This is a genomic window from Sphingobacterium sp. UME9, assembly GCF_014170215.1.
GTDB lineage: Bacteria > Bacteroidota > Bacteroidia > Sphingobacteriales > Sphingobacteriaceae > Sphingobacterium > Sphingobacterium paramultivorum.
In genome coordinates this window covers 1,760,822-1,783,886 of the sequence record NZ_LZZP01000013.1, presented here as the reverse complement: position 1 = coordinate 1,783,886, position 23,065 = coordinate 1,760,822, and the positions used below count along the sequence as shown (strand labels likewise).

18 protein-coding genes are annotated in these 23,065 nt (G+C 40.1%); 3 read left to right on the top strand and 15 right to left on the bottom strand.

The genetic code is table 11. The annotated features are described in order from the left end of the window. Window positions 1-16: 16 nt before the first annotated feature. The 12 genes from A9970_RS26655 to A9970_RS26600 form a co-directional block, all read right to left on the bottom strand. Window positions 17-2,353, bottom strand: a complete 2,337-nt coding sequence (locus A9970_RS26655) for a mechanosensitive ion channel family protein (protein WP_182984272.1) — start codon at window positions 2,351-2,353, stop codon at window positions 17-19. A gap of 115 nt (window positions 2,354-2,468) precedes the next feature. Then, the gene (locus A9970_RS26650) at window positions 2,469-3,872 is read right to left on the bottom strand and encodes a radical SAM protein (RefSeq protein WP_182984271.1); all 1,404 of its coding nucleotides are present in this window, start codon (window positions 3,870-3,872) and stop codon (window positions 2,469-2,471) included. Between the two features lie 11 nt (window positions 3,873-3,883). Next, window positions 3,884-4,123, bottom strand: a complete 240-nt coding sequence (locus A9970_RS26645) for a hypothetical protein (RefSeq protein ID WP_046675824.1) — start codon at window positions 4,121-4,123, stop codon at window positions 3,884-3,886. Window positions 4,124-4,128: 5 nt separating this feature from the next. Then, entirely contained in the window at window positions 4,129-4,881 is a 753-nt protein-coding gene (locus A9970_RS26640) for a prolipoprotein diacylglyceryl transferase (protein ID WP_153847455.1), read from the bottom strand. 137 nt (window positions 4,882-5,018) lie between these two features. After that, entirely contained in the window at window positions 5,019-6,179 is a 1,161-nt protein-coding gene (gene lysA / locus A9970_RS26635) for a diaminopimelate decarboxylase (protein ID WP_075991987.1), read from the bottom strand. Between the two features lie 15 nt (window positions 6,180-6,194). Then, window positions 6,195-7,508, bottom strand: coding sequence for an aspartate kinase (locus tag A9970_RS26630; protein ID WP_182984270.1), 1,314 nt, complete (start codon window positions 7,506-7,508; stop codon window positions 6,195-6,197). A gap of 125 nt (window positions 7,509-7,633) precedes the next feature. Continuing rightward, a complete protein-coding gene (locus A9970_RS26625; RefSeq protein WP_075991985.1) occupies window positions 7,634-8,581 on the bottom strand; it encodes a D-2-hydroxyacid dehydrogenase in 948 nt (315 codons plus the stop codon). Between the two features lie 144 nt (window positions 8,582-8,725). After that, entirely contained in the window at window positions 8,726-9,796 is a 1,071-nt protein-coding gene (gene serC, locus A9970_RS26620; RefSeq protein WP_153847453.1) for a 3-phosphoserine/phosphohydroxythreonine transaminase, read from the bottom strand. 186 nt (window positions 9,797-9,982) lie between these two features. Further along, window positions 9,983-10,240: a hypothetical protein gene (locus A9970_RS26615; RefSeq protein WP_182984269.1), complete on the bottom strand. Its 258-nt coding sequence runs from the start codon at window positions 10,238-10,240 to the stop codon at window positions 9,983-9,985. Window positions 10,241-10,296: 56 nt separating this feature from the next. Beyond that, window positions 10,297-11,559, bottom strand: coding sequence for an NADP-dependent isocitrate dehydrogenase (gene icd, locus A9970_RS26610; RefSeq protein WP_182984268.1), 1,263 nt, complete (start codon window positions 11,557-11,559; stop codon window positions 10,297-10,299). A 25-nt stretch (window positions 11,560-11,584) separates the two neighbouring features. After that, window positions 11,585-13,708 (bottom strand): cation:proton antiporter, encoded by a 2,124-nt coding sequence (locus A9970_RS26605; RefSeq protein ID WP_182984267.1) that lies wholly within the window; start codon window positions 13,706-13,708, stop codon window positions 11,585-11,587. Window positions 13,709-13,823: 115 nt separating this feature from the next. Continuing rightward, a complete protein-coding gene (locus A9970_RS26600) occupies window positions 13,824-15,041 on the bottom strand; it encodes an ABC transporter permease (protein ID WP_120334705.1) in 1,218 nt (405 codons plus the stop codon). Window positions 15,042-15,191: 150 nt separating this feature from the next. On the opposite strand from A9970_RS26600, the gene fmt reads away from it, so the two are divergent. Beyond that, window positions 15,192-16,109, top strand: coding sequence for a methionyl-tRNA formyltransferase (fmt, locus tag A9970_RS26595; RefSeq protein ID WP_182984266.1), 918 nt, complete (start codon window positions 15,192-15,194; stop codon window positions 16,107-16,109). On the opposite strand, the gene A9970_RS26590 is transcribed toward fmt, so the two are convergent. Beyond that, the gene (locus A9970_RS26590; RefSeq protein WP_046675813.1) at window positions 16,106-16,327 is read right to left on the bottom strand and encodes a helix-turn-helix transcriptional regulator; all 222 of its coding nucleotides are present in this window, start codon (window positions 16,325-16,327) and stop codon (window positions 16,106-16,108) included. The two genes, fmt and A9970_RS26590, sit on opposite strands and share 4 nt — an antisense overlap. Window positions 16,328-16,717: 390 nt before the next feature. Between A9970_RS26590 and A9970_RS26585 the strand changes: the two genes are divergently transcribed. Then, window positions 16,718-17,578: an RNA polymerase sigma factor RpoD/SigA gene (locus tag A9970_RS26585; RefSeq protein WP_028068906.1), complete on the top strand. Its 861-nt coding sequence runs from the start codon at window positions 16,718-16,720 to the stop codon at window positions 17,576-17,578. A 135-nt stretch (window positions 17,579-17,713) separates the two neighbouring features. Here the strand turns inward: A9970_RS26585 and A9970_RS26580 are convergent, their stop codons facing one another. Beyond that, window positions 17,714-20,569 (bottom strand): pitrilysin family protein, encoded by a 2,856-nt coding sequence (locus A9970_RS26580; protein ID WP_182984265.1) that lies wholly within the window; start codon window positions 20,567-20,569, stop codon window positions 17,714-17,716. 248 nt (window positions 20,570-20,817) lie between these two features. On the opposite strand from A9970_RS26580, the gene xerD reads away from it, so the two are divergent. Continuing rightward, window positions 20,818-21,720 carry a site-specific tyrosine recombinase XerD gene (xerD, locus tag A9970_RS26575; protein ID WP_182984264.1) on the top strand — a complete coding sequence of 301 codons (903 nt, stop codon included), beginning with the start codon at window positions 20,818-20,820 and terminating at the stop codon, window positions 21,718-21,720. Here xerD and A9970_RS26570 read toward each other — a convergent pair whose 3' ends face one another. Then, on the bottom strand, window positions 21,721-22,965 hold the full coding sequence (locus A9970_RS26570) for an NAD(P)/FAD-dependent oxidoreductase (protein ID WP_182984263.1): 1,245 nt from the start codon (window positions 22,963-22,965) through the stop codon (window positions 21,721-21,723). Window positions 22,966-23,065: the final 100 nt, after the last annotated feature.

The window sequence follows — 23,065 nt, the reverse complement described above, 5'->3', positions numbered from 1 at the left end:
AAAGTCAATTGAAGGACTAATTTTTGGGTGGAATGACACTATAAAATTTCAGGCCCTCCGCTTCAAACTTTTTGTATAATACAAGCAGTACATCGTTTTTAAGTGACGAGGCGTTGGCTGCGGCGTTTACCCAGCAGTAAACACTTAAGTAGATCATCTCCGCACTGATATCCTGTATGCTGATCCCGCTGTCTCTTTCCTGTATGTAATATGAGCTCGCCATCATCGCATCTTTAATCCACTCTTTCGCTTTGTCCAGATCGGCCTGTCGATCGATATGGAGTACAAAGCTTGTTTTGCTGTATTCCTGTGATAAAGTCCAATTGACGACTCTTCCAGAGAGTAAATCGCCATTTGGAATGATAACATCGGCACCATCTGCAGTTTTTAGGACACTGGCACGTATACCGATTTCTTTGACCCGCCCTTTTTTGTCGGCAAGTTCAATTTGGTCACCCACCCGAAATGGCTTGTCAAAAACCAGAATAATGCCCGATACAAAATTATTGATGATATTCTGCATGCCCAGACCGATACCAACACTCAGCGCGCCGATGACAACGGTAAGTTTATCCAAACTCATTCCCAGGGCAGAGATTGCCATAAAAAAACCAATCAGAATAATCGCTAAACGAAAGAGCGGAAATAGGGTCATCTTCTGATTATAGACCTGGCTAAGCTGACCGTCTTCACCGCCGAGAACAATCAAACTGATATTTTTTTGAAACCAGTTAGCCACCAAAAGCAGTAACACAGCCACAACAAGGTTGCCGAGTGTAAAAGATATGCTTCCAATGCTGCGCACTTTGCCAAAAAAGACTTCGCTCGCTGCCAATAGTGTTTCTATAAACTGTAAGTTGTTTGCCAACACAATAATTGCCAAAAGCACACAGACGATCCGAAGAATTTCGGTGATGATAGCCAATGTACGCTGTTCGTTAAAACGCATCCAGAATCCTGCAGTCAGTCGATCTTTTTTAAACTGATTACGTACATCAGCCTTAATCATGTCTGCAAAATACTGCAACGTAAAGGATTGGACTAAACCAACAGCACAGGCAATACTAAAGCTCCGCGAGTGCTCAACATGGCCAATCACATTCAAGGTAATTGCCGTGATATTGAGGATAGCGAAAACGACATAAATAAAATTGCTGATATACCCCGGACTATCTGCATTTTTGATTCGTCGCTTTGTGTAGCTAACAAGTCCCAGTGCGATCAGATTAAAGGCGATACAGACGATCCTTAAAAAGAGGTCATCGCTTACGATCATATTGACAAATACATCCAGGATGTAGAATACAATGAGGATAATGGCAATTTTACGCTGTAACCCGCTCATGCGATGCCTTAGCAAAAACATGAAGATTAACATAATGACCAATTGGGAAGCCTGCAGAATGAAACTTGGTGTAAAGAAGTTAACAAAAGGCAACAGTGTCAAGAGAAAAATAATTGTTTTTCCAACGATAGCGTCAATCGCAAGTTTATGTTCAGGATCATTCTGTCGAAGGATATAGGACACCCGCACAATCCAGTAGCAATAACCCAATCCCAATACAATCAATAGAATACGGCTCGCCCAATCGGTCCGATTAACATATTTGTCTATCGCTGTATTGTTACTATAATTACTCCGTATATTGTTTAAAATTACATCCTTTGAAATCGCCGCCGTATTCGCTTTCCAGATCGAACTTTTGCTCGATGTAGAATCGGACTTTTTACTTACATTTTTCACTTCATGCACAGCATCCAGACGCAGCAAATGGCGTTGGTTCTTGGCGATAAGTTCATCTATCGTACGGTTGATGGCCTCCAGAGAATCCATTTTTGCCGACAGCTTGAGCTGAGCATTATCAAGGTATTGGTACGCTCGACTATGATTACTGGTACTAATATCATAACGGTTGACCAAATTCCTGATCTGATCCTGTGTAACATTAAGACTGTTTGAATAATTACTGATACTGCCCTTAATAGACTTCAGCTGTTTAATTTCTTCGTGAATACTATTTTTAATTGCGGCAATACTGTCTTTGGCCGATCCTGTATTGGTCGCAGTATACGTATTGGATTTCTCATTCAGTTGTGCAACGAAATCCGCCATTGAACCTGTTCGAATATTAGCAAGAAAAGTCAAATTGACCTTCTTCAGGTCATTACGTAAGGAGTCATTGCCAACACGTGTGGAATCCACAGCTGACCTTTTATTGAAGCCAACATGTGCCGCGGTTCGATCGTTACTCTGATTTTTTCTAACCTGAACTGAATCCTGTGCAGACACATGCAACTGAAAAGCCAAGAGACTTAAGACAAAAATAAAACGCTTAACAATGCCCAATTTCATACTTCTAATTTTGTTGATTTCCTTACCTGGCAATGTGTAGCCAAATGCAATGAACACTACATTTTGCAAAGAAAGGACCAAAGGTATTTCTTCGACAAAAATAACTTATCTCCTGTTAAAATCGAATAGCATCCGATAGTTTTAGTTCTTCCAAGCGTTTTATTTTATCGTCACGATAAAATAAATTCATCGTCTCAAAAGGAATTAATTTCAAGTCTTTGTTGACGATATGGACACATGATTTTTTGACTGCACGAACGTCAAAATCGTAGGCATCCATAAAATTCATAATGATAATTCGGAAAAGATTGTCGTAATCAAGATCAGGTGCGCAGACTTCGGGTAAACAGCAAAGCAACTGGTTTACTTTTGGCTTTACCTTATCCACAGAAATTCCCGTGCTAAATATATCCAGCAATTGCATTTGAACACCTTTATCCTGTTCATATACTATGGTGTTGCGCGATTGGCTATTTAACAAAATAGCAGGATCAATATGTCGGGTCAAAGGTATCCGTTCCGCTCCTATTTTCAGTATATAGCCCATCGCCAAAGCATCAGGATTACAAGGAACAGGAATAATATCATGTGGGTCCAATAGTGGATATTGATTCAGGATTTCCTGACGTACCTCCGTTAATGTCATTTTATGTTGCTGTGCATTGGCCGCATTTCGACCGGCAATTTCAACCGGTTGAAAGGTTACCCCTCGTACACATCGCTGTTTTAAGGCGTAATCCAATATTTCCCCTATTTCATCATCGTTGGTTCCTTTTTCCAGGACGACAACCAAGGTTGTACTTAGATTAAGTGCATTTAATTTGTCTATGGCCTTTTTTCGGATATCCGTAAGATCTTTGCCCCGGAATTTCTCAAGCACCGATGGGCGAAAGGAATCGAACTGGAGATAGATTTCAAATTCAGGCGCATACGTCGCGAGTTGCTCAGCAAAACCAGGATCATTGGCAATTCTGATACCATTCGTATTGAGCATGAGATGCTTAATAGGCTTTGTCTTCGCAATGTCTAAAATCTTAAAAAAATCAGGATGTATGGTTGGCTCTCCACCACTGATCTGAACCACATCCGGTTCACCTTCACTTTCGACAATTTTGTCAAACATCCGTTCAATTTCTTCCAGCGAGCGATGTCGTCCGTAATGGGGCGAGGACATGGCATAACATGTTGGACAGGTCAAATTACAGCGGTCGGTCACCTCGATGATAGAAAGACAACTGTGCTGTTCATGATCGACGCATAAGCCACAATCATAGGGACAGCCATAATGTACTTCATTATCAAATTTCAAAGGTGTTTCTGAGGCTTTATTATAATTCCGAATGTTCTTATAATAGTCAACATCAGTTGCAATCAGTGTTTTAAAAAAGCCATGATCAGGACAGTTTTTCGTCATAAATACCTGTTCATCCTCGATAATAATCTTGGCACCAACACGTGAAAGGCATGTTGGACATAGGCTGATGGTGTAATCGTAGTATGTATAGTTTCTAATTGGCATAAAGCTGATCTCTAGTTCATAAAGGTAAGTCCACAGGCAAGTCCCCCTGCCAACATTGCTCCAATTCCGCCCAACAATACTTTAAGCCAGGGATTGACATTGAATTTTGATTCTTTATTTCCAGCTTTAATAATCGAGCCGATAATAATAACCAAAAGTGCAATACCGATCACAATAGCACCTATAGTAAGTAGAAAAAGTCCCAACATCGCGGTACTTTCCGATCCAAATGACCCCTCAAGCAAATACATAATTTCTATTTTTTGATTAAACGTTCATTTTTTAATAAATAAATATAATAAATTATCACCACGATGCAGGTAATTTGTATGGTACTTAGCCCCAAAAGTATAATTGCCCGTGGCTTGATAAAGTCCAACAGGAAACGAAAACTAAAATAACTAAGCATAAAAAGCTGAAACAACACACCATTTCGATAATTGTATCGCCGTTTAAAAAGCTGGAGTCCTACAAATAAGAGCAGTAAAAATGCGATTTCATACAGCGCTACCGGATGCCGTTTATAGGCATCCCCCAGATACATCCCAAATGGAGACGTTGTGGGTAAACCATAGGTCTGCTCGAATACACCCGTATAAAAACAACCTACCCTACCAATGGAAATTGCACTAATCAAGGGAAAGACCATCCGATCACCGGTACTTTCTTTTTTACCCATGATCTTTTTCATCCCTTCTACCGCAACCAAACCTCCCGCCAAACCACCGATTATCGTATTATTCACCCAAATGTAAGCCCATTTGTGTGTCGCATTGAGCAATTCAGCCGGGCGCTCGAGGGAACCGATGACATGTGAGCCGATTAAAGCCCCTAGGCCGGCAGCAATAACAATAAGAAGGGAATTGGTATGCCCTAAACTTTCCTGATCCTTCCATTTGAGCAACTGATAATAACGCATACCAATAAACATCCCCAATCCTTCCATAAAAGGATGTAAGAGAAATGTTTTTCCAAACAAATCTATCGTAACCGGAAATTCAATCGCCATAAGCATAAACAAGTATACGAAAGACGATCAAAAAAATGATAAACAAAAGTTTCTGCGCACTTGGCAAAACTATTAAAACCAAAAAGCCAGTCTGAAGAACAGACTGGCTTTTAAATAAATATTTTAAAAACGGGAGCTTATAGCTGATTGCTATACACAAATCGGATTTCCTCACGTAGGTTATAACGCGAGGCCATCACTTCGCCATAAGCACCTGCGGAACGAATGGCAATTAAGTCGCCACGTTTTGAAACCGGAAGTGGCACTTCCTTACCAAAGCAGTCGGACGATTCACAGATTGGCCCAACCACATCGTAGTTAATGGATTCGGCGCTGTCTGTCGCGCTGATATTTTCAATTTTATGATAGGCCTGGTACAAGGCCGGGCGCATTAATTCAGTCATTCCAGCATCCAATACCAAGAAATTTTTCTTGACACCATTTTTGACATACAACACGCGGCTAACAAGACTTCCGCATTGTGCGACCAAAGCCCGCCCCAATTCAAAGTGCACTTCTTGCTGTGCTGTACGCTCCAGGAAGCGGTCGAAAATATCAAAATAAGCTTCAAAATCAGGAATTGTATTTCCATCAGGATTTTTATAATCAATCCCCAATCCGCCACCGACATTCAATACACGGATTTGTGTACCGCGTTCTTCAAACCAGTTTTTCCATTCATTGACCTTCACGCACAGGCTTTTGAATACGGTCATATCCGTAATCTGTGAACCTACGTGAAAATGAAGACCAACCAATTCAATAGATTCACATTTTTTAAGCACGGCTGCACATTTTTCCAAATCGGCATTTGGCACACCAAATTTGTTTTCGTCAAGCCCTGTTGTAATATAATGATGGGTGTGTGCATCCACATTTGGGTTGATCCGTAAGGCCACATTTGCTTTTACACCTTTTTTTGAGGCAAGCTCATTGATGACCTCAAGCTCCTGAATGGATTCCACATTAAAAGCAAAAATATTTTGATCCAGTGCATAATTGATTTCCTTATCGGATTTACCAACTCCCGCAAAAGTGACTTTCTTGGAATCAAAGCCACATTCAATGGCTTTCTTTACCTCATTGCCACTCACACAATCCGCACCAAAGCCGATCTCTTGAATCGCCTTCAATAACTCGTCATTAAAATTGGCCTTTAATGCATAGTGAACATGAAATCCCCGTTTGTGGGACGCAGCATGCGCAGCCTCCAGGGTCTTGTTTAACACATTCAGATCATAATAATAAAACGGCGTTTCTTTCTCTGCAAACTTCGCCGCGATACCTGTATTTATCATATAAAAACCTACTTCTTAAAATAAACGATTGTGCAATGAACGTAATGCTTCTGTTTTATGATCTGAATTCAATAGAATCGACACATTAAAGTCTGAACCACCGTAAGAAATCATACGAACTGGAAGGTGTTTTACAGCGTCAAGTACGCGAGCAGCATAACCGTGGCTATTCAAACCAAAATCGCCTACAACGCATACAATGGTCTGATCACCATCTACTGTTACAGAACCAAAATCCTCCACTTCTTTGATAATATCAGCCAAATTGGTTGTATCATCAATGGTCAACGATACCGCCACTTCCGAAGTTGTGATCATATCGATTGGTGTTTTATAACGCTCGAATATTTCAAAAACACGACGTAGGAAACCATAGGCAAGTAGCATACGCGATGAATGGATGTGAATTGCCGTAATACCGTCTTTCGCGGCAATGGCGCGAATACAACCTTTCTGAGCACCGTCCTTACTGATCAAAGTCCCTTTTGCATTGGGCTCCATCGTGTTCAATAAACGAACTGGAACGTTATATTTTTGCGCGGGGAATACCGATTGTGGATGTAAAATTTTAGCACCGAAATAAGCCAGCTCCGCAGCTTCATCAAAGCTTAGATGTGCAATCGGTGTTGTTCCTTTGACAACACGAGGATCATTATTGTGCATCCCATCGATGTCCGTCCAGATCTGAACTTCCTCGGCACGGATTGCTGCGCCGATCAATGAAGCCGTATAATCTGAACCGCCACGGCGCAAATTATCGATTTCACCAAATGAATTTCGGCAAATAAAACCTTGTGTGATAAATAACGTATTTTCTGGGCTCTGTGCCAAAATACGACTTAGTTTTTCGCCAATGTATTCCACCATAGGCTCATTATCTTCATCAATTTTCATAAAATCCAGGGCTGGCAACAACACGGATTTTATCCCGATTTCATTCAAATAGAAATGCCATAAAGCAGTAGACATCAATTCACCTTGCGCCAGAATAACTTTTTCTTCAATAGGTGTAAATAATTCATTGGCTAAGGTAGAAATCAGATTAAAATGGTAATCGATCAATTCTTTACCATTTTTATATCCTTGTTCAGTGCTGAAAAGTTCTTTAATGAGGTCTTCGTACTTATCCTTATGCTTCTTGACCAAATCTTTAGCTTCGTCCTTCTTACCTGCTGTGTAAGCTTGACCTATTTCAACCAAAGCATTTGTCGTTCCAGCAACTGCGGACAATACGACGATCTGACGTTCAGCAGGGTTTACAATATCCAACAACCCTTTGATACGTGCTGCACTCCCCACGGAAGTACCACCAAATTTTAAAACTTTCATACTGAAGTTACAATTATTAAATTTCTGTGTGCCAATATAGGCAATTCATGAATTTATATTAAAAAAAATGCGGCACAAAATCATGAAAGTTTTGTGCCGCATATCTTAGATGTTATGCGGAAGAATTACTTCTTCAAGTTTTCGATCAGTAGACCGGCCAATTCTTCGCCGATTCTTTCTTGAGCTTCATTGGTTGCCGCTCCAATATGTGGCGTCAACGAAATTTTTGGATGTTTTAAGATCTCTTCGCGTGGAGTAGGTTCATTATCGAATACATCTAAACCGGCGAATGCAACTTTACCCGAATCCAATGCTTTCACTAATTCCAATTCATCAATAACGCCGCCTCTCGAGGCATTAACTAAGCCAACACCATCTTTCAATAATGGGAACTCTGCAGCTCCGATAGCTGGTTTATCCAAAAATGGAACGTGTAAAGAGATAAAATCTGAAACTTTAAATAAGTTGTCCATCTCCACTTGTTGAATAGGTACCTCAACTTGGATACCACCTGAAAGTGTTATGGTCAATGTTTTTGGTCCTTCGAACAAATCCGTGTAAACCACATCCATTCCCAGACCAATGGCGATTTTGGCAACTTCGCGACCGATACGACCAAATCCAACGATACCGATCGTCTTACCACGAAGCTCAGTACCAGCTCCATAAGCTTTTTTAAGGGCGCCAAATTTTGTATTGCCCTCAACAGGCATTTTTCTATTTGAATCGTATAAGAAACGTACACCATTCAATAGGTGAGCAAAAACCAGCTCAGCAACTGATAAAGAAGATGCTGCAGGGGTATTGACAACAGCAATCCCTTTTGAACGCGCATAGTCTACATCAATATTATCCATGCCTACTCCACCACGACCGATAACTTTCAAGTTAGGGCAGCCATCAATCAGGGCCTGACGTACTTTAGTTGCACTACGTACCGTGATTGCATCATAAGCAAGGAGCTTTTCTGGAAGCTCTTCTTGTGGAATATGAGTTGTATCTACACTATGACCTGCATCTTCCAGCATTTTCTTTCCTAGTGGATCGATACCGTCATTCGCTAATATTTTCATCTTTATAATTCGTTTTTAAAGGTATCAGTGCCGTTCAACTCATCGGAAGATCCAACCAGGTGAATACGTTACGACCTCTATAATTCTTAATCTAACTAATTATCTGTTTGTCAACTGCTAAATTTCAGCAACATGCACACTGCCTTATGCCGTATGCGTGTCCTCAAATTCTTTCATTGCATCAATCAACGCATTTACGCTGCTTAATGGTAAAGCATTGTAAATCGAAGCTCTAAAGCCACCTACAGAACGGTGACCTTTGATTCCGATCAAATTACGCTCTTTTGCCAAAGCCAAAAATTCAGCTTCCAACTCTGGTGTATCCATTACAAAAGTAACATTCATGCGTGAACGATCTTCAACAGCTGCAGTACCTTTGAACAGTGGGTTACGGTCGATTTCATCGTATAGAGCACGTGCTTTGATGATATTCTCTTGCTCCAATACAGAAACACCGCCCTTTGCTTTTAACCAACGAAGGTTTAACATCGACACAAAGATCGAATATACCGGTGGAGTATTGTACATTGAACCACCATTGATATGCAATTGATAATCCAACATCGACGGAAGAACACGTCCTGATTTACCTAAGATATCATCTTTAACAATCACGAGTGTAACACCCGCAGGTCCCATATTTTTTTGAGCACCAGCATAGATCAAATCATAGTCAGCAACATTGATCTCACGTGAGAAAATATCAGAAGACATATCAACAACCACTGGCAATGCCGTTTCAGGCTTATCAAAAACCTCAGTACCGTAAATGGTATTGTTAGCTGTATAATGAAAATATGCAGCATCTGTTGGGATGGCATATCCCTTAGGGATGTAGGAATAATTTTTATCAATCGACGAAGCTACAACATCTACTGTACCGAATTTTTTAGCTTCTTTTAATGCTTTTGTAGCCCAGACACCTGTATCCAAATAAGCAGCCTTACCTCCTTCAGGTAAAAGATTCAACGGCGCCATTGCAAATTGCAAACTAGCCCCTCCTTGAAGGAAAAGAATCGAATATCCCTGAGGTACTGACAATAACTCGCGTACTAATTGTGTGGCTTCATCTATCACTGCTTCAAACTCTTTGGAACGGTGAGAGATCTCTAAAATTGATAAACCGGTGTTGTTAAAATCAATTACAGCTTCTGAGGCTTGTTGAAATACTTCCTTTGGCAGAATACATGGACCTGCTCCAAAATTATGTTTCATTGATGTTATAGTTTGTTTGATTGCTATTCTTTAACCCTAGCTAAGCAATCCGTTGTTTAAAAACCAAAGGTAAAATAAAATTATATATTTTTCAACTAATCTGTTTTTTTATTGAAAATTTATAAAATTCTAAATGATTTCAATAAAAAGATCGCACAACAAACACCTAGTTCAATGCAAAAAACATCAAATAAGCAGCACTTTCCAGGCCATATCTACCTGATTATCTTGTAAATACTCCTTAGCCTTGAGTTGAAGGTGGGTATTACGGGCGGATTGATCGCCAATAAAGGCATTTAACAATTCGTAAATTTCAGGGAGACTAGTTATATCATCGACCTCCTGTGGGGTGGGTAAACGTTCGATCTGAGCCAACTTAATTTTCTCGTTCTCCGTAAAAATGTTCGATTCCCTTATAAAGGGTGGAAGCTGATTGTAATCCATAAAAAAAGCAGAAATTTTATTCAAATTTCTGCTTAATATCTCAGAAAATAAAATTCTTATATTTTTTCGATAATTCGATCGGCAAATTCACTTGTTTTGACTAATGTAGCATCATCCATCAAATTGTAAAAATCTACGGTCACGGTCTTGGCAATTATGGTTTCGCCCAAGGCCCTAACAATTGCCGCCGCTGCTTCCGTCCATCCAAGGTATTCGAGTAGCATAACACCGCTTAAAATAACCGACGAAGGATTCATGGTATTGGTATTTGCAAAACGAGGTGCTGTGCCATGAGTAGCTTCAAAAACAGCATGCCCTGTTTTAAAATTGATATTAGCCCCCGGTGCGATCCCTATGCCACCAACCATTGCGGCTAGCGCATCAGAAATATAATCACCGTTCAGATTTAAAGTTGCCACAACAGAAAAATCCCGTGGATTAAGTAAGATCTGCTGTAAAAAATTGTCGGCAATAATATCTTTAATCAAAATTTTACCTGAATCCAAGGCCTCCTTTTGTTCCTGGTTGGCAACCTCCGCACCTTTTTCTGCTTTCGTTCGCTCCCACTGTCCCCAGGTATACGTTTTGTCGGCAAATTCCGTTTCAGCAACCTCATACCCCCAAATCTTAAAAGCACCCTCTGTAAATTTCATGATATTTCCTTTGTGAACAATAGTCACTGAAGGTAAACTGTGATGAATAGCATGTTCTATCGCTGCACGGACCAATCTTTTCGACCCTTCCTCAGAAACCAGTTTGACACCGACTCCTGTTGTGGCCGAAAAATTGTAATCAATATCAAGCTCATCATGCAAGAAATCCTGAAACCTGTTGGCTTCAGCTGTTCCCGCCTGAAACTCTATTCCAGCATAAATATCCTCCGTATTTTCACGAAAAATCACCATATCCACATATTCCGGATGTTTGACTGGCGAAGGGACGCCCACAAACCATTTTGTCGGCCGCTGACATACGTAGAGATCCAAATCCTTGCGCAAAGCAACATTCAAAGAACGGATTCCGCCGCCTACAGGCGTGGTTAGCGGCCCTTTAATTCCAACCAGGTATTCTTTTAGTACATTTAGGGTACCTTTTGGTAGCCATTCGCCTGTTTCGTTAAAAGCTTTTTCACCTGCCAGCACCTCCTTCCACGTTATTTTCCTTTTTCCATCATACGCTTTCTCCACCGCTTGATCAAAAACACGCACTGCCGCATGCCAAAGATCAGGACCAATACCGTCGCCGATAATAAAAGGAATTGTTGGGAAATCTGGAACCTGTAAAGCTCCTTCACTTGACATTGTAATCTTATTTGACATAACCTTCAATTTTAACGGACAATTACTATCCCTTATTAAACATATTTCCGATTTCTTTGCTAATTTTTCTAAAGATTGGAGCAGCTTCGACATCTTCATACTCGTCGATGTGTGCGTTTTCCACTCTACTAGGAAACACTAAAACAAGATTTTCGTTTGCATAAATTCGATCTAATTTCTTTGCTACCCCATCTAAAGAATCACGATAGGAAACTTCTCCATTTCTGGCAGAAACAAAAATAAACATCGCATCTTCTTCCTTAAACGCTTTAAGGCCCTGCAAATTGTCCCAGGCATCGTAATGTTCAAAGGTGACAGGAACAGAGTTTTTCAGCTCAACAAGATGTTCTTTAATGGCGGCAGCAGAGCGTTCATCGACAACAAATGTTACCGGAACGGATAGCTCCTGCGCCAGTTTAACAACCTTCTCCAGCCAATACTCGAACCCAAATTCTGCCTCGCACATGGGTGGTGCAAAAACGACAATGGATTTATTAGAAATAAAAGGTTTTTTAAAATGACATAACATCACATTAGCCGAGGTTCTGTTTAAGATACTTTCCGTTTTTTCTCCGACAAACTTATCCATAAAATTGGCCGCACTCGGCCAGCCCAAAACAATACAATTGGCAGAAACTTCTTTTGCCGACCGTGCAACTCCGCTGGCGATGTTTAAATCTATTGTAGCACTTATATTAACGTTTGTTTCACTCCCCGAAGCATACCTGACCATATTATCCAGGTTCTTCCGTGCTTTGGACATGTTTAATTGAGCCTGTTCATTATCCTTCACAACGGACACGATATTGACTGGATAAGAACATTTCTTACTTTTAATATAGGTTGAAAAATCCAAAATAGGCTCCATATTATCCATGTTAGCGATAGATATCAAGATGTTTTCATCTTTTTCCTTCACCACATCTGTATGTTCTTCGTCCTGTTCACCATCCATAACCACTTTACGCGAGGCATTTCCGGTAACCACTGTAGCGACAATACAGGTAACCAAAATCAATAGAATTGTACCATTAAGCACATTCTCATCGATAATACCGTTTTTATGTCCAACCATGATTACAGCCAGTGTTGCAGCAGCATGAGCACTACTTAAACCAAATATCAGATTGCGCTGACCACGACTATATTTAAAAACGAGCTGCGTCAACCAAGCGGCCACATATTTACCGACGATAGCCACAACGGTCAGTGTCCCGGCAATAATAAGTGCCTGCGGCCCCTTCAAAATCACGCTGACATCGACAATCATCCCCACAGATATCAAGAAGAAAGGAATAAAAATCGCATTGCCGATAAACTCAATTCGGTTCATCAAAGCGGAAGAATGTGGTATCAGTTTGTTGAGAGCCAGACCTGCAACGAAAGCCCCAATAATCGGCTCAAGGCCGGCAATTTCCGCTAAAAATGCAGCAAAAAACACGACAGAGAGCACGAAGATATAATTGGATGTCTTCTCACTCCCCAAGCGCTCAAAAAACCATTTTGCGATCCTTGGGATAACACCAAACATGATAAACAGGAAGATAGCAAAGGAAATCGCTAGGGTAAGCCAAAATTCATTGCCAATATTTCCCTGGGAAACGCCGGTAATCACCGCAAGAATAATCAGCACGGCCGTATCCGTCAGGATTGTTCCACCTATCGTGATCGCAACAGCCTCCATTTTAGAAATACCATAGCTATTTACGATGGGATAAGAAACTAGCGTATGGGTAGCAAACATGCTTGATATCAACAAACTCGGTAAAACACCGTAGCCCAATAAAAAATGACAAACGGGATAGCCAATACTGATCGGAACAATAAATGTCAAAAAGCCAAAAAGTAAACTCTTATTCTTGGTCTTTTTAAACTCATTCATATCTAACTCCAAACCGGCGATAAACATGATATAGAGCAGGCCTATTGTTGAAAACAGCGTGATAGCGGAGTTTTTTTCCAACCAGTTGAGTCCATGTGGTCCAATAATAACGCCAGATATAATCAATCCAATAATACCCGGAACCTTAATCGGTCGCAGTACGATCGGTGATAACAGGATAATAAAAAGTACCAGCGAAAATATAAGTACAGGATTTTGTAAAGGTGCTTCGAAAGCGTGGGAAATATGCTCAAAAGTTTTATTCATAAGTGCTTGTATACTAGCTGTAATATGTATATACTTATTTTTCTATACAGCTCGAAAAATAGTTAACAGCACTAAAAATACGATTTTTTCAAGAAAGCGAAGCCTAAAAGTAGTGTTACTTAAAAGAAATGGCTTTGATCGGACTAATCTTGGTAATTAGCATTGACGGAATAAATAATGAGATCATTCCGATAAACACGACAGCCAAATTGACCAAAATCACATCAGACCATTGAAGTTGAACGGCCACATAGGAGATATAGTAGGTCTTCTCATCCAATTTAAAGAAATGGGTAAAATCCTGAAAAAAGTAAAAACCTAAGCCAATAAGATTACCGATTAATAATCCCAGACCGATGAGGTACAAGGCACTGTACATGAAGACGCGGCGAATTCCGGCATTGTGATACCCCAATGCCTTTAAGATACCGATCATTGAAGTCCGCTCAAGGATGGTGATCAGCAAGGCGGAGATCATATTGATAATAGCAACGACCGTCATCAGTATGAAAATGATTTTGGTGTTCATGTCAAGCAGTTCCAGCCATTGAAAAATATCCGGGACCTGATCCTTGATATTGATTGCCTGCATATCGATAGGCAACAGATCTTCAACCTTGTTCGTTGTCTGTTCGAGCTGACTAAAATCTTTAATCCGAATCTCATAGCCCCCTACTTCATGATCATCGAGGTTGCTCAGTTTACGAATGACATTTAGAGACCCGATCACATAGACCTTATCTAATTCTTCGGAGCCTGTATTAAAAATGCCCTTAATGACAAATTTACGTTTACGTATAGGATCCTGCACGAAATACATAATAAAATCGTCACCGACTTTTAGGAGCAGTCGATCTGCGAGATACTTGGACACCAAAATCTGATTATCCGCATTATCCGATTTAAAGTCTATCATACTCCCTTCCACCAGCATACGTTGAAAGGGCTGCTGATTATACAAGGAATCAATACCTTTGAGAACCACTCCTTCAACTTCATCGTTGACATTAATAATCCCGGCTTTAGTCGCAAAGGAACTGATTGAGTTGACTTGGGGAATCGCCAATATGGACTTACGAACCTCCGGTGTAAGTGTTATGGGTGAATTTTCGTAAGACTTATTCAGGTCGTAACGTAAAACCAATACATCGGCAAAAAAGCTCCGTTGCTTACTGATAATCTCTCCCTTAAATCCGCGCAATACCGCAATAGATATGATAATCGCTGCAATAGCAAGAGCAATTGCACCAATAGTCACCCGAACGATCAATTTTGAGAACGTTCTTTTTCCAGAAAATGCGATCCGATTTGCTAAAAAATAAGGAAAATTCAAGCTTTCAATATATTTATGTAACTTCGCAAAGTTATAAAAATTTGTTATTTACAAAACTGAAATGACAAATAATTAGGCGTTTTTCAGTAGGCTATTCAACGAGGAGGCCCCTGTACTGGTTTAAAGGGTTTTATAAAAATTACAAGTATTATGCGTATTATTTTCATGGGTACTCCCGATTTTGCTGTAGCTTCACTTGAAGCGCTGATTCAGTCTGGCGAACAAGTTGTCGCTGTGGTTACGGTACCGGACAAACCTGCAGGACGTGGACAAAAAATACATGAATCTGCTGTGAAAATATTTGCTACACAACATAACATCCCAGTTCTTCAACCAGTGAAACTCCGTGATGAGGCATTTTTAGATGAACTGAAAAGTTTTCAGGCGGACCTACAGGTTGTGGTAGCATTCCGCATGCTTCCTGAAATTGTCTGGAATATGCCTAAATTTGGAACGATCAATGTCCATGCCTCACTCCTTCCACAATACCGAGGTGCAGCACCTATAAATCATGCGATCATCAATGGAGAGAAAGAATCGGGCGTAACGACATTTTTACTACAGCACGAAATCGATACAGGAAACATCTTATTGTCGAAAAAAGTTGCCATCAAAGAAACAGACAACGCCGGTGATCTTCACGATAACCTCATGGTGGCCGGAGCAGAAACTCTCCTGCAAACCATCCAGCAATTAAAGGCTGGAACCTTGCAGCCCAAACCTCAGGAAGTTCTTCTCACAACGGAGCCGCTCAAACATGCTCCAAAAATTTTCAAAGAAGACTGTAAAATAAACTGGGATCAGCCCACTGCGCAAGTGTATAACTTCATTCGCGGTTTAAGCCCCTATCCAGCAGCATTTACCCTCTTAAATGATAAGGTACTAAAAATCTATAGCACAGAAAAAGAACTTGTCAATACAGCTACAATACCGGGAACCATAGAAACTGACAAGAAAAGTTTCTTAAAAATTGCGGCGCAAGACGGCTATATTGTCATTTCTGACCTTCAACTCGAAGGCAAGAAAAGAATGAATGTAGTCGATTTTTTAAAAGGTTATCGATTTTAGCCTTTTTCGTCACCACCATCATAATATTGCAGCAGATCACCAGGCTGACAGTCTAGCGCTTTGCATATCGCTTCAAGGGTATCTAATCGCAATGCCTTCGCCTTTTGATTCTTGATGATTGAAAGATTGGAAAGGGTAATTCCGACATTGTCACTCAATTGGTTAAGCGACATTTTTTTCTCTTTCATTATTTTATCCAAGTGAATTAAGATTGGCATAATATAATTTTTATTCTTTTAAATTTATTTAATGTCACTAATAAAACAAAAGATCCATCTTTTTGTTTTATCATAAAATTATCATTTTAAAATAAATTTGAGGAATGCATATTGCATAATAAATCAGCTACTACCGAGTTAAATTGTCTAGAATAAGAAAAAAAAATTAAACCCTTTAGCACTTTAAATATCAAACAGTTGAATATTACAGCAACAGATAAGAAGAAAAAAAATATTAAAATGGAATAGTTTTTGATGATTAAAAATTGAAACTCAAAAAAACCTAACTCATTAAATATGAGTGGCTAGATAATCAATTTTCCATTAATAATTCAAAAATTTTTCGTATTTTCGCAAACATTTCTTAGAGAGGAGAATTAATAAAAATTAATGAGACAGCTCAAAATTACACAATCTATCACCAATCGTGAGTCACAGTCTTTGGACAAATACTTACACGAAATTGGTAAAGTAGACTTAATTACAGCAGAAGAAGAAGTAGAATTAGCACAGCGTATCCGCGAGGGCGATCAAGTTGCCTTGGAAAAATTGACTAAAACCAACCTTCGTTTCGTAGTATCAGTAGCAAAACAATATCAAAATCAAGGTTTAACCTTAGGTGATTTAATCAATGAAGGTAACCTGGGCTTAATTAAAGCAGCTAAACGTTTTGACGAGACAAAGGGGTTTAAATTCATTTCTTATGCCGTTTGGTGGATTCGCCAATCTATTCTTCAAGCAATTGCTGAACAATCGCGTATCGTACGTCTGCCATTGAACCAAGTCGGTTCATTGAGCAAAATCAGTAAGGCTTTCTCAAAACTAGAACAAGAATACGAACGGGAACCATCTCCAGAAGAATTGGCGGATATCCTTGAAACCACAGTAGACAAGGTTTCGGATACCCTAAGCAACTCTGGCCGTCACGTATCTATGGACGCTCCCTTTGTTCAAGGTGAAGAAAACACACTTTTGGACGTTTTGGAGAACCATGATCCAGACACAGACAGTTCTTTGATTGATGAATCTCTATCAGAAGAAATCAAACGATCATTGGCAACATTGACAGAAAGAGAACGTGAAATTATCGTACTTTTCTTTGGCTTAGGTTCCAATCACCAGTTGTCGTTAGAGGAAATCGGAGAGAAATTCAATTTGACACGTGAACGTGTTCGTCAGATCAAAGATAAAGCTCTTCAGCGTTTGAGACACACTTCAAGAAGCAAAATCTTAAAATCCTATTTGGGTTAACAAGAGATACTTATTAGACATTTTGGCAATCCCAATCAGAAATGGTTGGGATTTTTTTGTCCATAATTTTTTGTCCAATAAAAAAAGGGTTGCCTACTGAGCAGGCAACCCTTTTTTTATTTTCCAAGACTCCTGTTATTTAGAATCCGGCATCAAGATAAATTCAAAAAGTCGATCTCTTTTCAAATATTTCCCGGCAACGTCCTGCACCGACTTTGAAGTTACCTTCTTCAAATTGTCTATTCTTCGTGTATATCGCGTAAGATCAAGATCATTCTGATATGAACTTGATATGTAATTCAGCCAATAGCCATTTTCACGAAGATTTAACTCATTTTGTCGCTGTTGTTCCGCTAGGAACTTCTCAATATCTCCATTTTCGGGGCCCTGTTCCTGAATCTTTTTTACCTCATCCAATGCCGAAGCGATTAAAGCATCGGCCTTATCTACTGCGGAACCAAAACCAATGGAGAAAGCATAACGCGCTTTTGGAAGCTTACTAAAACTTGCCCGAGCGCCCACTCCATAAACACCACCTTCTTTTTCACGGAGTCTTTCGAGCAATTTGATCGTCAAAACACTCTCCAAGGCTTCCATATTAACATTTTCGGTTTCATTATAGGTATAGTCCCCATAGTAGGCCAATTGCGTACTTGCCTTTTCTTCTTTTCCCTTATGAACAACCACGCGCTCTCCCTTGCTCGGCTCCAGAATATTTAAATCCTTGTAGCTCTCCCCTCTTTTAAGGGCCGGCAATGAGGCAAGATAGGTTTCTAAATAAGGCTTGATCTGATTCTCGTCAAATGACCCTACAATTGTAAACACAAAATCCGAAGCATCCGCAAATCGTTCTCTGTAGATTGCCAAAGCACGCTCCCGATCAATTTTATTGATCGTTTCTACCGTTGGGTTTTGCCGACGGATATTGTTGCCATAAAGCACTTCTTTCACTTTATCCGAGAATACATTATTTGGATTGCTCAATCTATTTTCCAAAGATCCTTTTGCCCGGGTCATGGTACTCTGGAAAATATCCTCGTCCAATCGAGGTTCGGTAAAATAACCATAAATCAATTCAAAAGCATTCTTTAATCCTTCTTTATCTGTACTACCTGAGATACCTTCGTAGCGTTCAGAAATGTACGGAGAGATGGAAACATCTTTTCCCGAAAGATACTTCGTAAGCTCAACGTTGTTCATTTGTCCAACGCCGCTTGCATCAATTAAAGAGGATGCATTGGAGGCCGAAAAGTAATCTGCATCGTTATAGCCTGATGTTCCACCTGGACTATACGCCATAATCTGTATCTCATCATTTTTAAAGTCCGTAGGCTTTAAGATCACTTTAACGCCATTGCTTAAGGTCAATTCTTTCGCTTGAACGGCGTCAATATTTCTTGACGATACAACAGCGCCTTTCACCGGTTCTTTTGAAAGCAAGGGAAGATTGGAAACTTTATCTTCATAAGCTGTCACAGGAGTCTCTTCAACTGCTTTTACCCAGCTCATTACGGTAGACTCAGCCGGTAAGTTGGCCTTATCCTTCTCTGGCCCCATAACCAGAACATCGCGGTTCAGATCGGTATAATATTTTTTCACCAAGCCATTTACTTCTGACAGCTTCAACGTTGGTAACAGCTGTTTAGTCAAACGATAAGCGTTTTCATTACTTAAAGCGGGTTCATCATCAATAAAATAATTTAGATAACGATTGACGTAACTATCCGATTTCTTTTTATCACGCTCGATAAAAGACATCTCGTTACCTTTTTTCATATCTGCGATGGCACGATCCAACTCGGTCTGTGTAAAACCGTATTTTTGAATGCGCTCAAATTCAATTAGCATCGCTTTAAATCCGGATTCCAACTCGCCCGGTTTTGGGACCACCAACAATGAAAAAGTATTGAGGTTAGCAACAAAATCGCTGATACTTCCACCTGCCTGCATAAAAGGAGGGTTCGGTTGCTGCATCAATTCAGAAAAACGACCTGCGATCATCTGATTGAAAACACTCTTCAACAGCTCGTTTCTGTAATCTCCTACGGTGGAAACTTTTTCTTTTTCACTTTTGATCAAAATCTGCGCGACGGTATAAGGCAGTTCCGGATCTGAAATTGCCAAGAACTGGTTCTTGTTTAACAAATCAACACGATATTTTTTACGCTCCAATGCTTTTTTGGGCATTTTCATATCGGAAAACAAAACTTTCACCCTTTCTTCCATTTCCTTAGGATCAATATCCCCAACGATGATTAGAGCCTGTAAATCTGGGCGATACCAGTCCTGATGGAATTTGCGTATTTCTGTATAAGGAAATGTCTTCAGTATCTGTTCAGTTCCGATAGGCAAACGTTTGGAGTAAAGGGAGCCATTGAGCAACATCGGAAAGTATTGATCCTGTAAACGCTGCTGTACTCCTCTTCCACCACGTTTTTCTTCGAGGATAACGCCCCGCTCTTTATCAATTTCTTCGCCATCCAACAAAGCATCCTGAGCCCAGTCGCGCATCACCTGCAAACCATTTTTTAAAAGTTCAGGATCGTCAGAAGGAATTGGTAGCTGATAAACTGTCTGATCGAAGCTGGTATAGGCATTCAGATCCGAGCCAAATCGAACTCCTGCCTTTTGCAAGTAGTTAACCAATTCATTCTTTGGAAAATGCTTCAGGCCATTGAAGTTCATATGCTCTAAAAAATGTGCCAAACCAAGCTGTTTTTCATTTTCCAGAATAGAGCCGGCCTTCATGCCCAAATACATGGTAACACGACCTTTAGGCTCGCTATTTTTACGAATGAAGTATGTAAATCCATTTTTCAGTTTCCCCGTGATGACTTCGTTGTCGAAGGGTAATTTTTGATTCAGGGCCAAACTATCTTGGGATAGAATCGCTCGTGCTTCCGCGGTTAACGTGGTTGGCTTTTTTGCTTCTGCTATATAGAATGTAGCCGGTAACAGAAAAGCTAATGCGAGTGGTTTAATGAATTTCATACAAAAAAATATCTTTTTTTTAGTCAGTTATTTTTGCTAATTGTTTTATATTAGGGTAAACGGAACTGGAGATCAATTGTCCCGATAAATAGTAAAATACAGATCAATACTTTTTTCATTATCCAAGGAGGAATCGGGTACCTACATTAGGGAACATCTCTTTGTGTTACTTATAATCTGTAAAATTTCACCTAAAAATACAGAATAACTTTCGAAAAGAACAACAGTTAATTGTAATTTTGTTGCAAATGGATTTTGAAAACTGGAGTGATATAAAAAAGGAATTCGAACAATTCTTAAAGTTCGAAAGAGGCTTGAGCATTAATTCAATTGATGCTTACTTAAATGATGTATCCAAATTTCAGATCTACTGTGAAGACAATCATTTGGTTTTAAATACCGTAACGAGAAAGAATATACAGGAGTTTTTGGCTTGGTTGCAGGAATTTAATATTTCGCCCTTCACACAATCCAGGTTGATATCTGGCCTTAAGACTTTCTTTAGCTTTTTGATGATCGAGCATGAATTCGTCAACAATCCGACCGATCTCCTTCAGGCGCCACGCTTGGCACGCAAACTACCCAGCGTTTTGAGCATACATGAAATCGATCAATTAATCTCGGCAATCGATCTTTCTTCAACCGAAGGTGAACGTAATAAAACGATCATCGAAATCTTATACGGATGTGGTCTCCGTGTTTCCGAACTTGTCACCCTCAAAATATCAAACCTTTTTTTAGATGTAGAATTTATCAAAGTTGAGGGCAAGGGAAGCAAAGAACGCCTAATTCCAATTGGCCAACACGCCATTAAACACCTTCGCATCTACTTAGAAACGGTCAGACCTCATATCAATATTAAGGGCGGAAATGAAGATATTGTATTCCTCAACAGAAGAGGCGCTGCATTATCGCGGGTTATGATCTTCTTGATCATTAAGGAACTTGCCTCAAAAATCGGGTTACAAAAAACCATCAGCCCACATACCTTTAGACATAGCTTTGCATCACACCTGGTGGAAGGTGGTGCCGACTTAAGAGCTGTACAAGATATGCTCGGTCATGAAAGTATTACCACGACCGAAATATACACACACATCGATAGGGACTACCTTCATTCCATTATTACGCAATATCACCCCAGATCTTAACTATATTGATTTTTCCTGCTTGGACATTCGGATAAGATGCGCCAAATTTTTCACCACACGATCGTGTTTCAAAACGAATGGATTGTTTTTATCCCACACGTATCCCGCTAATATTGCACAAATGCTACGTTTCACCTCCGGGTTTTCGGGTTGATGATAAAATAACTCCTGCAGATTGCCTGTATACCATTCCTGTATATATGTTGTAAAAACTGCAATCCCATCTTTCATATAGTCTTCAAATTCTGACTGCCAATCCACTGTTTCACCCTGGATCTGCCTTAAAGCTAACTTCGCCGCCAAAATACCAGATTCTGTAGCGAAACACACACCGGAAGAAAAAACAGGGTCCAGGAATTCGGAACTATTACCGGTCAGGGCATACCCTGGCCCATACATTTTGCTCACCGCTGTAGAATAATTACTCAATTTACGGGGTTCAAAAACAAAAGGGATATCACCAAACCGCTTGACATAGTAATCGGACAGCTGAATTGCCTTATTTAGCGCTGTAGTGGTATCTTCGCCCAGGTTTTCGATGAACGAAGTTGGCCCCACAATTCCAACAGAAGTATTGCCATTGGAAAATGGAATTACCCACAACCAAACCTGCGTTTCCAATATATCAAAAGAAATCAAACTACCTTCTTGCCCTAGCGGTCGATTAACGTCATTGACATGGCTGAATATCGCCGAATGAGGGCTTAAACGTGAGGGTTGGTCCAAATTTAGCATGCGAGGCAAAACGCGACCATAACCTGAACAATCGATCAGAAAGTTTGCCTCTATTTTTGTTTCAACACCTTGGCTATCGCATACCGTAGTGATCGATTTTGCACCATCAAATTGTACGTCAGTTACTTCTGTACCGAAGGAAAGATCTACCCCTTTACGCATAAGCTCATTCGCCATTTCCTGATCAAAATCAGCTCTCGGTATCTGCCAGGTCCAATCCCAACCTTCGGAAAATTTATCTGAAAAATCGAAAATACAGACTTCTTTCCCGCGTATAAACCGCGCTCCAAATTTCTTTTCGAAACCTTGTGCATCCAACGCATCAAACAGCCCGGCTTCATCAAAATGATCCATCACGCGCGGTATCAGACTCTCTCCTACCACGATTCTCGGAAACTGGCTTTTTTCGACAACCTTTACCCTTGCACCCTGTTTTTGTAAATACCCAGCAGCAACCGAACCGGAAGGTCCCGCCCCGATGATCAAAATGTCAACCTGTTCAACGTTCATTATACGCTTTGATTAAAAGAAAAAAATATTAATTTCGTGCCTGATTAATAATTGCCAAATCTATTCACAAAAAATAAAATAAAAAAAACAATTTCGAGAG

Excerpts from the sequence above, each read along its gene's own strand:
- A9970_RS26580 (WP_182984265.1), bottom strand. The coding sequence starts at position 20,569 with ATGAAATTCATTAAACCACTCGCATTAGCTTTTCTGTTACCGGCTACA.
- lysA (WP_075991987.1), bottom strand. The coding sequence starts at position 6,179 with ATGATAAATACAGGTATCGCGGCGAAGTTTGCAGAGAAAGAAACGCCG.
- A9970_RS26585 (WP_028068906.1), top strand. The coding sequence starts at position 16,718 with ATGAGACAGCTCAAAATTACACAATCTATCACCAATCGTGAGTCACAG.
- A9970_RS26590 (WP_046675813.1), bottom strand. The coding sequence starts at position 16,327 with ATGCCAATCTTAATTCACTTGGATAAAATAATGAAAGAGAAAAAAATG.
- A9970_RS26615 (WP_182984269.1), bottom strand. The coding sequence starts at position 10,240 with ATGGATTACAATCAGCTTCCACCCTTTATAAGGGAATCGAACATTTTT.
- A9970_RS26625 (WP_075991985.1), bottom strand. The coding sequence starts at position 8,581 with ATGAAAATATTAGCGAATGACGGTATCGATCCACTAGGAAAGAAAATG.
- A9970_RS26645 (WP_046675824.1), bottom strand. The coding sequence starts at position 4,123 with ATGTATTTGCTTGAGGGGTCATTTGGATCGGAAAGTACCGCGATGTTG.
- A9970_RS26650 (WP_182984271.1), bottom strand. The coding sequence starts at position 3,872 with ATGCCAATTAGAAACTATACATACTACGATTACACCATCAGCCTATGT.
- A9970_RS26655 (WP_182984272.1), bottom strand. The coding sequence starts at position 2,353 with ATGAAATTGGGCATTGTTAAGCGTTTTATTTTTGTCTTAAGTCTCTTG.
- A9970_RS26630 (WP_182984270.1), bottom strand. The coding sequence starts at position 7,508 with ATGAAAGTTTTAAAATTTGGTGGTACTTCCGTGGGGAGTGCAGCACGT.
- fmt (WP_182984266.1), top strand. The coding sequence starts at position 15,192 with ATGCGTATTATTTTCATGGGTACTCCCGATTTTGCTGTAGCTTCACTT.
- A9970_RS26570 (WP_182984263.1), bottom strand. The coding sequence starts at position 22,965 with ATGAACGTTGAACAGGTTGACATTTTGATCATCGGGGCGGGACCTTCC.
- A9970_RS26605 (WP_182984267.1), bottom strand. The coding sequence starts at position 13,708 with ATGAATAAAACTTTTGAGCATATTTCCCACGCTTTCGAAGCACCTTTA.
- serC (WP_153847453.1), bottom strand. The coding sequence starts at position 9,796 with ATGAAACATAATTTTGGAGCAGGTCCATGTATTCTGCCAAAGGAAGTA.
- icd (WP_182984268.1), bottom strand. The coding sequence starts at position 11,559 with ATGTCAAATAAGATTACAATGTCAAGTGAAGGAGCTTTACAGGTTCCA.
- xerD (WP_182984264.1), top strand. The coding sequence starts at position 20,818 with ATGGATTTTGAAAACTGGAGTGATATAAAAAAGGAATTCGAACAATTC.
- A9970_RS26640 (WP_153847455.1), bottom strand. The coding sequence starts at position 4,881 with ATGGCGATTGAATTTCCGGTTACGATAGATTTGTTTGGAAAAACATTT.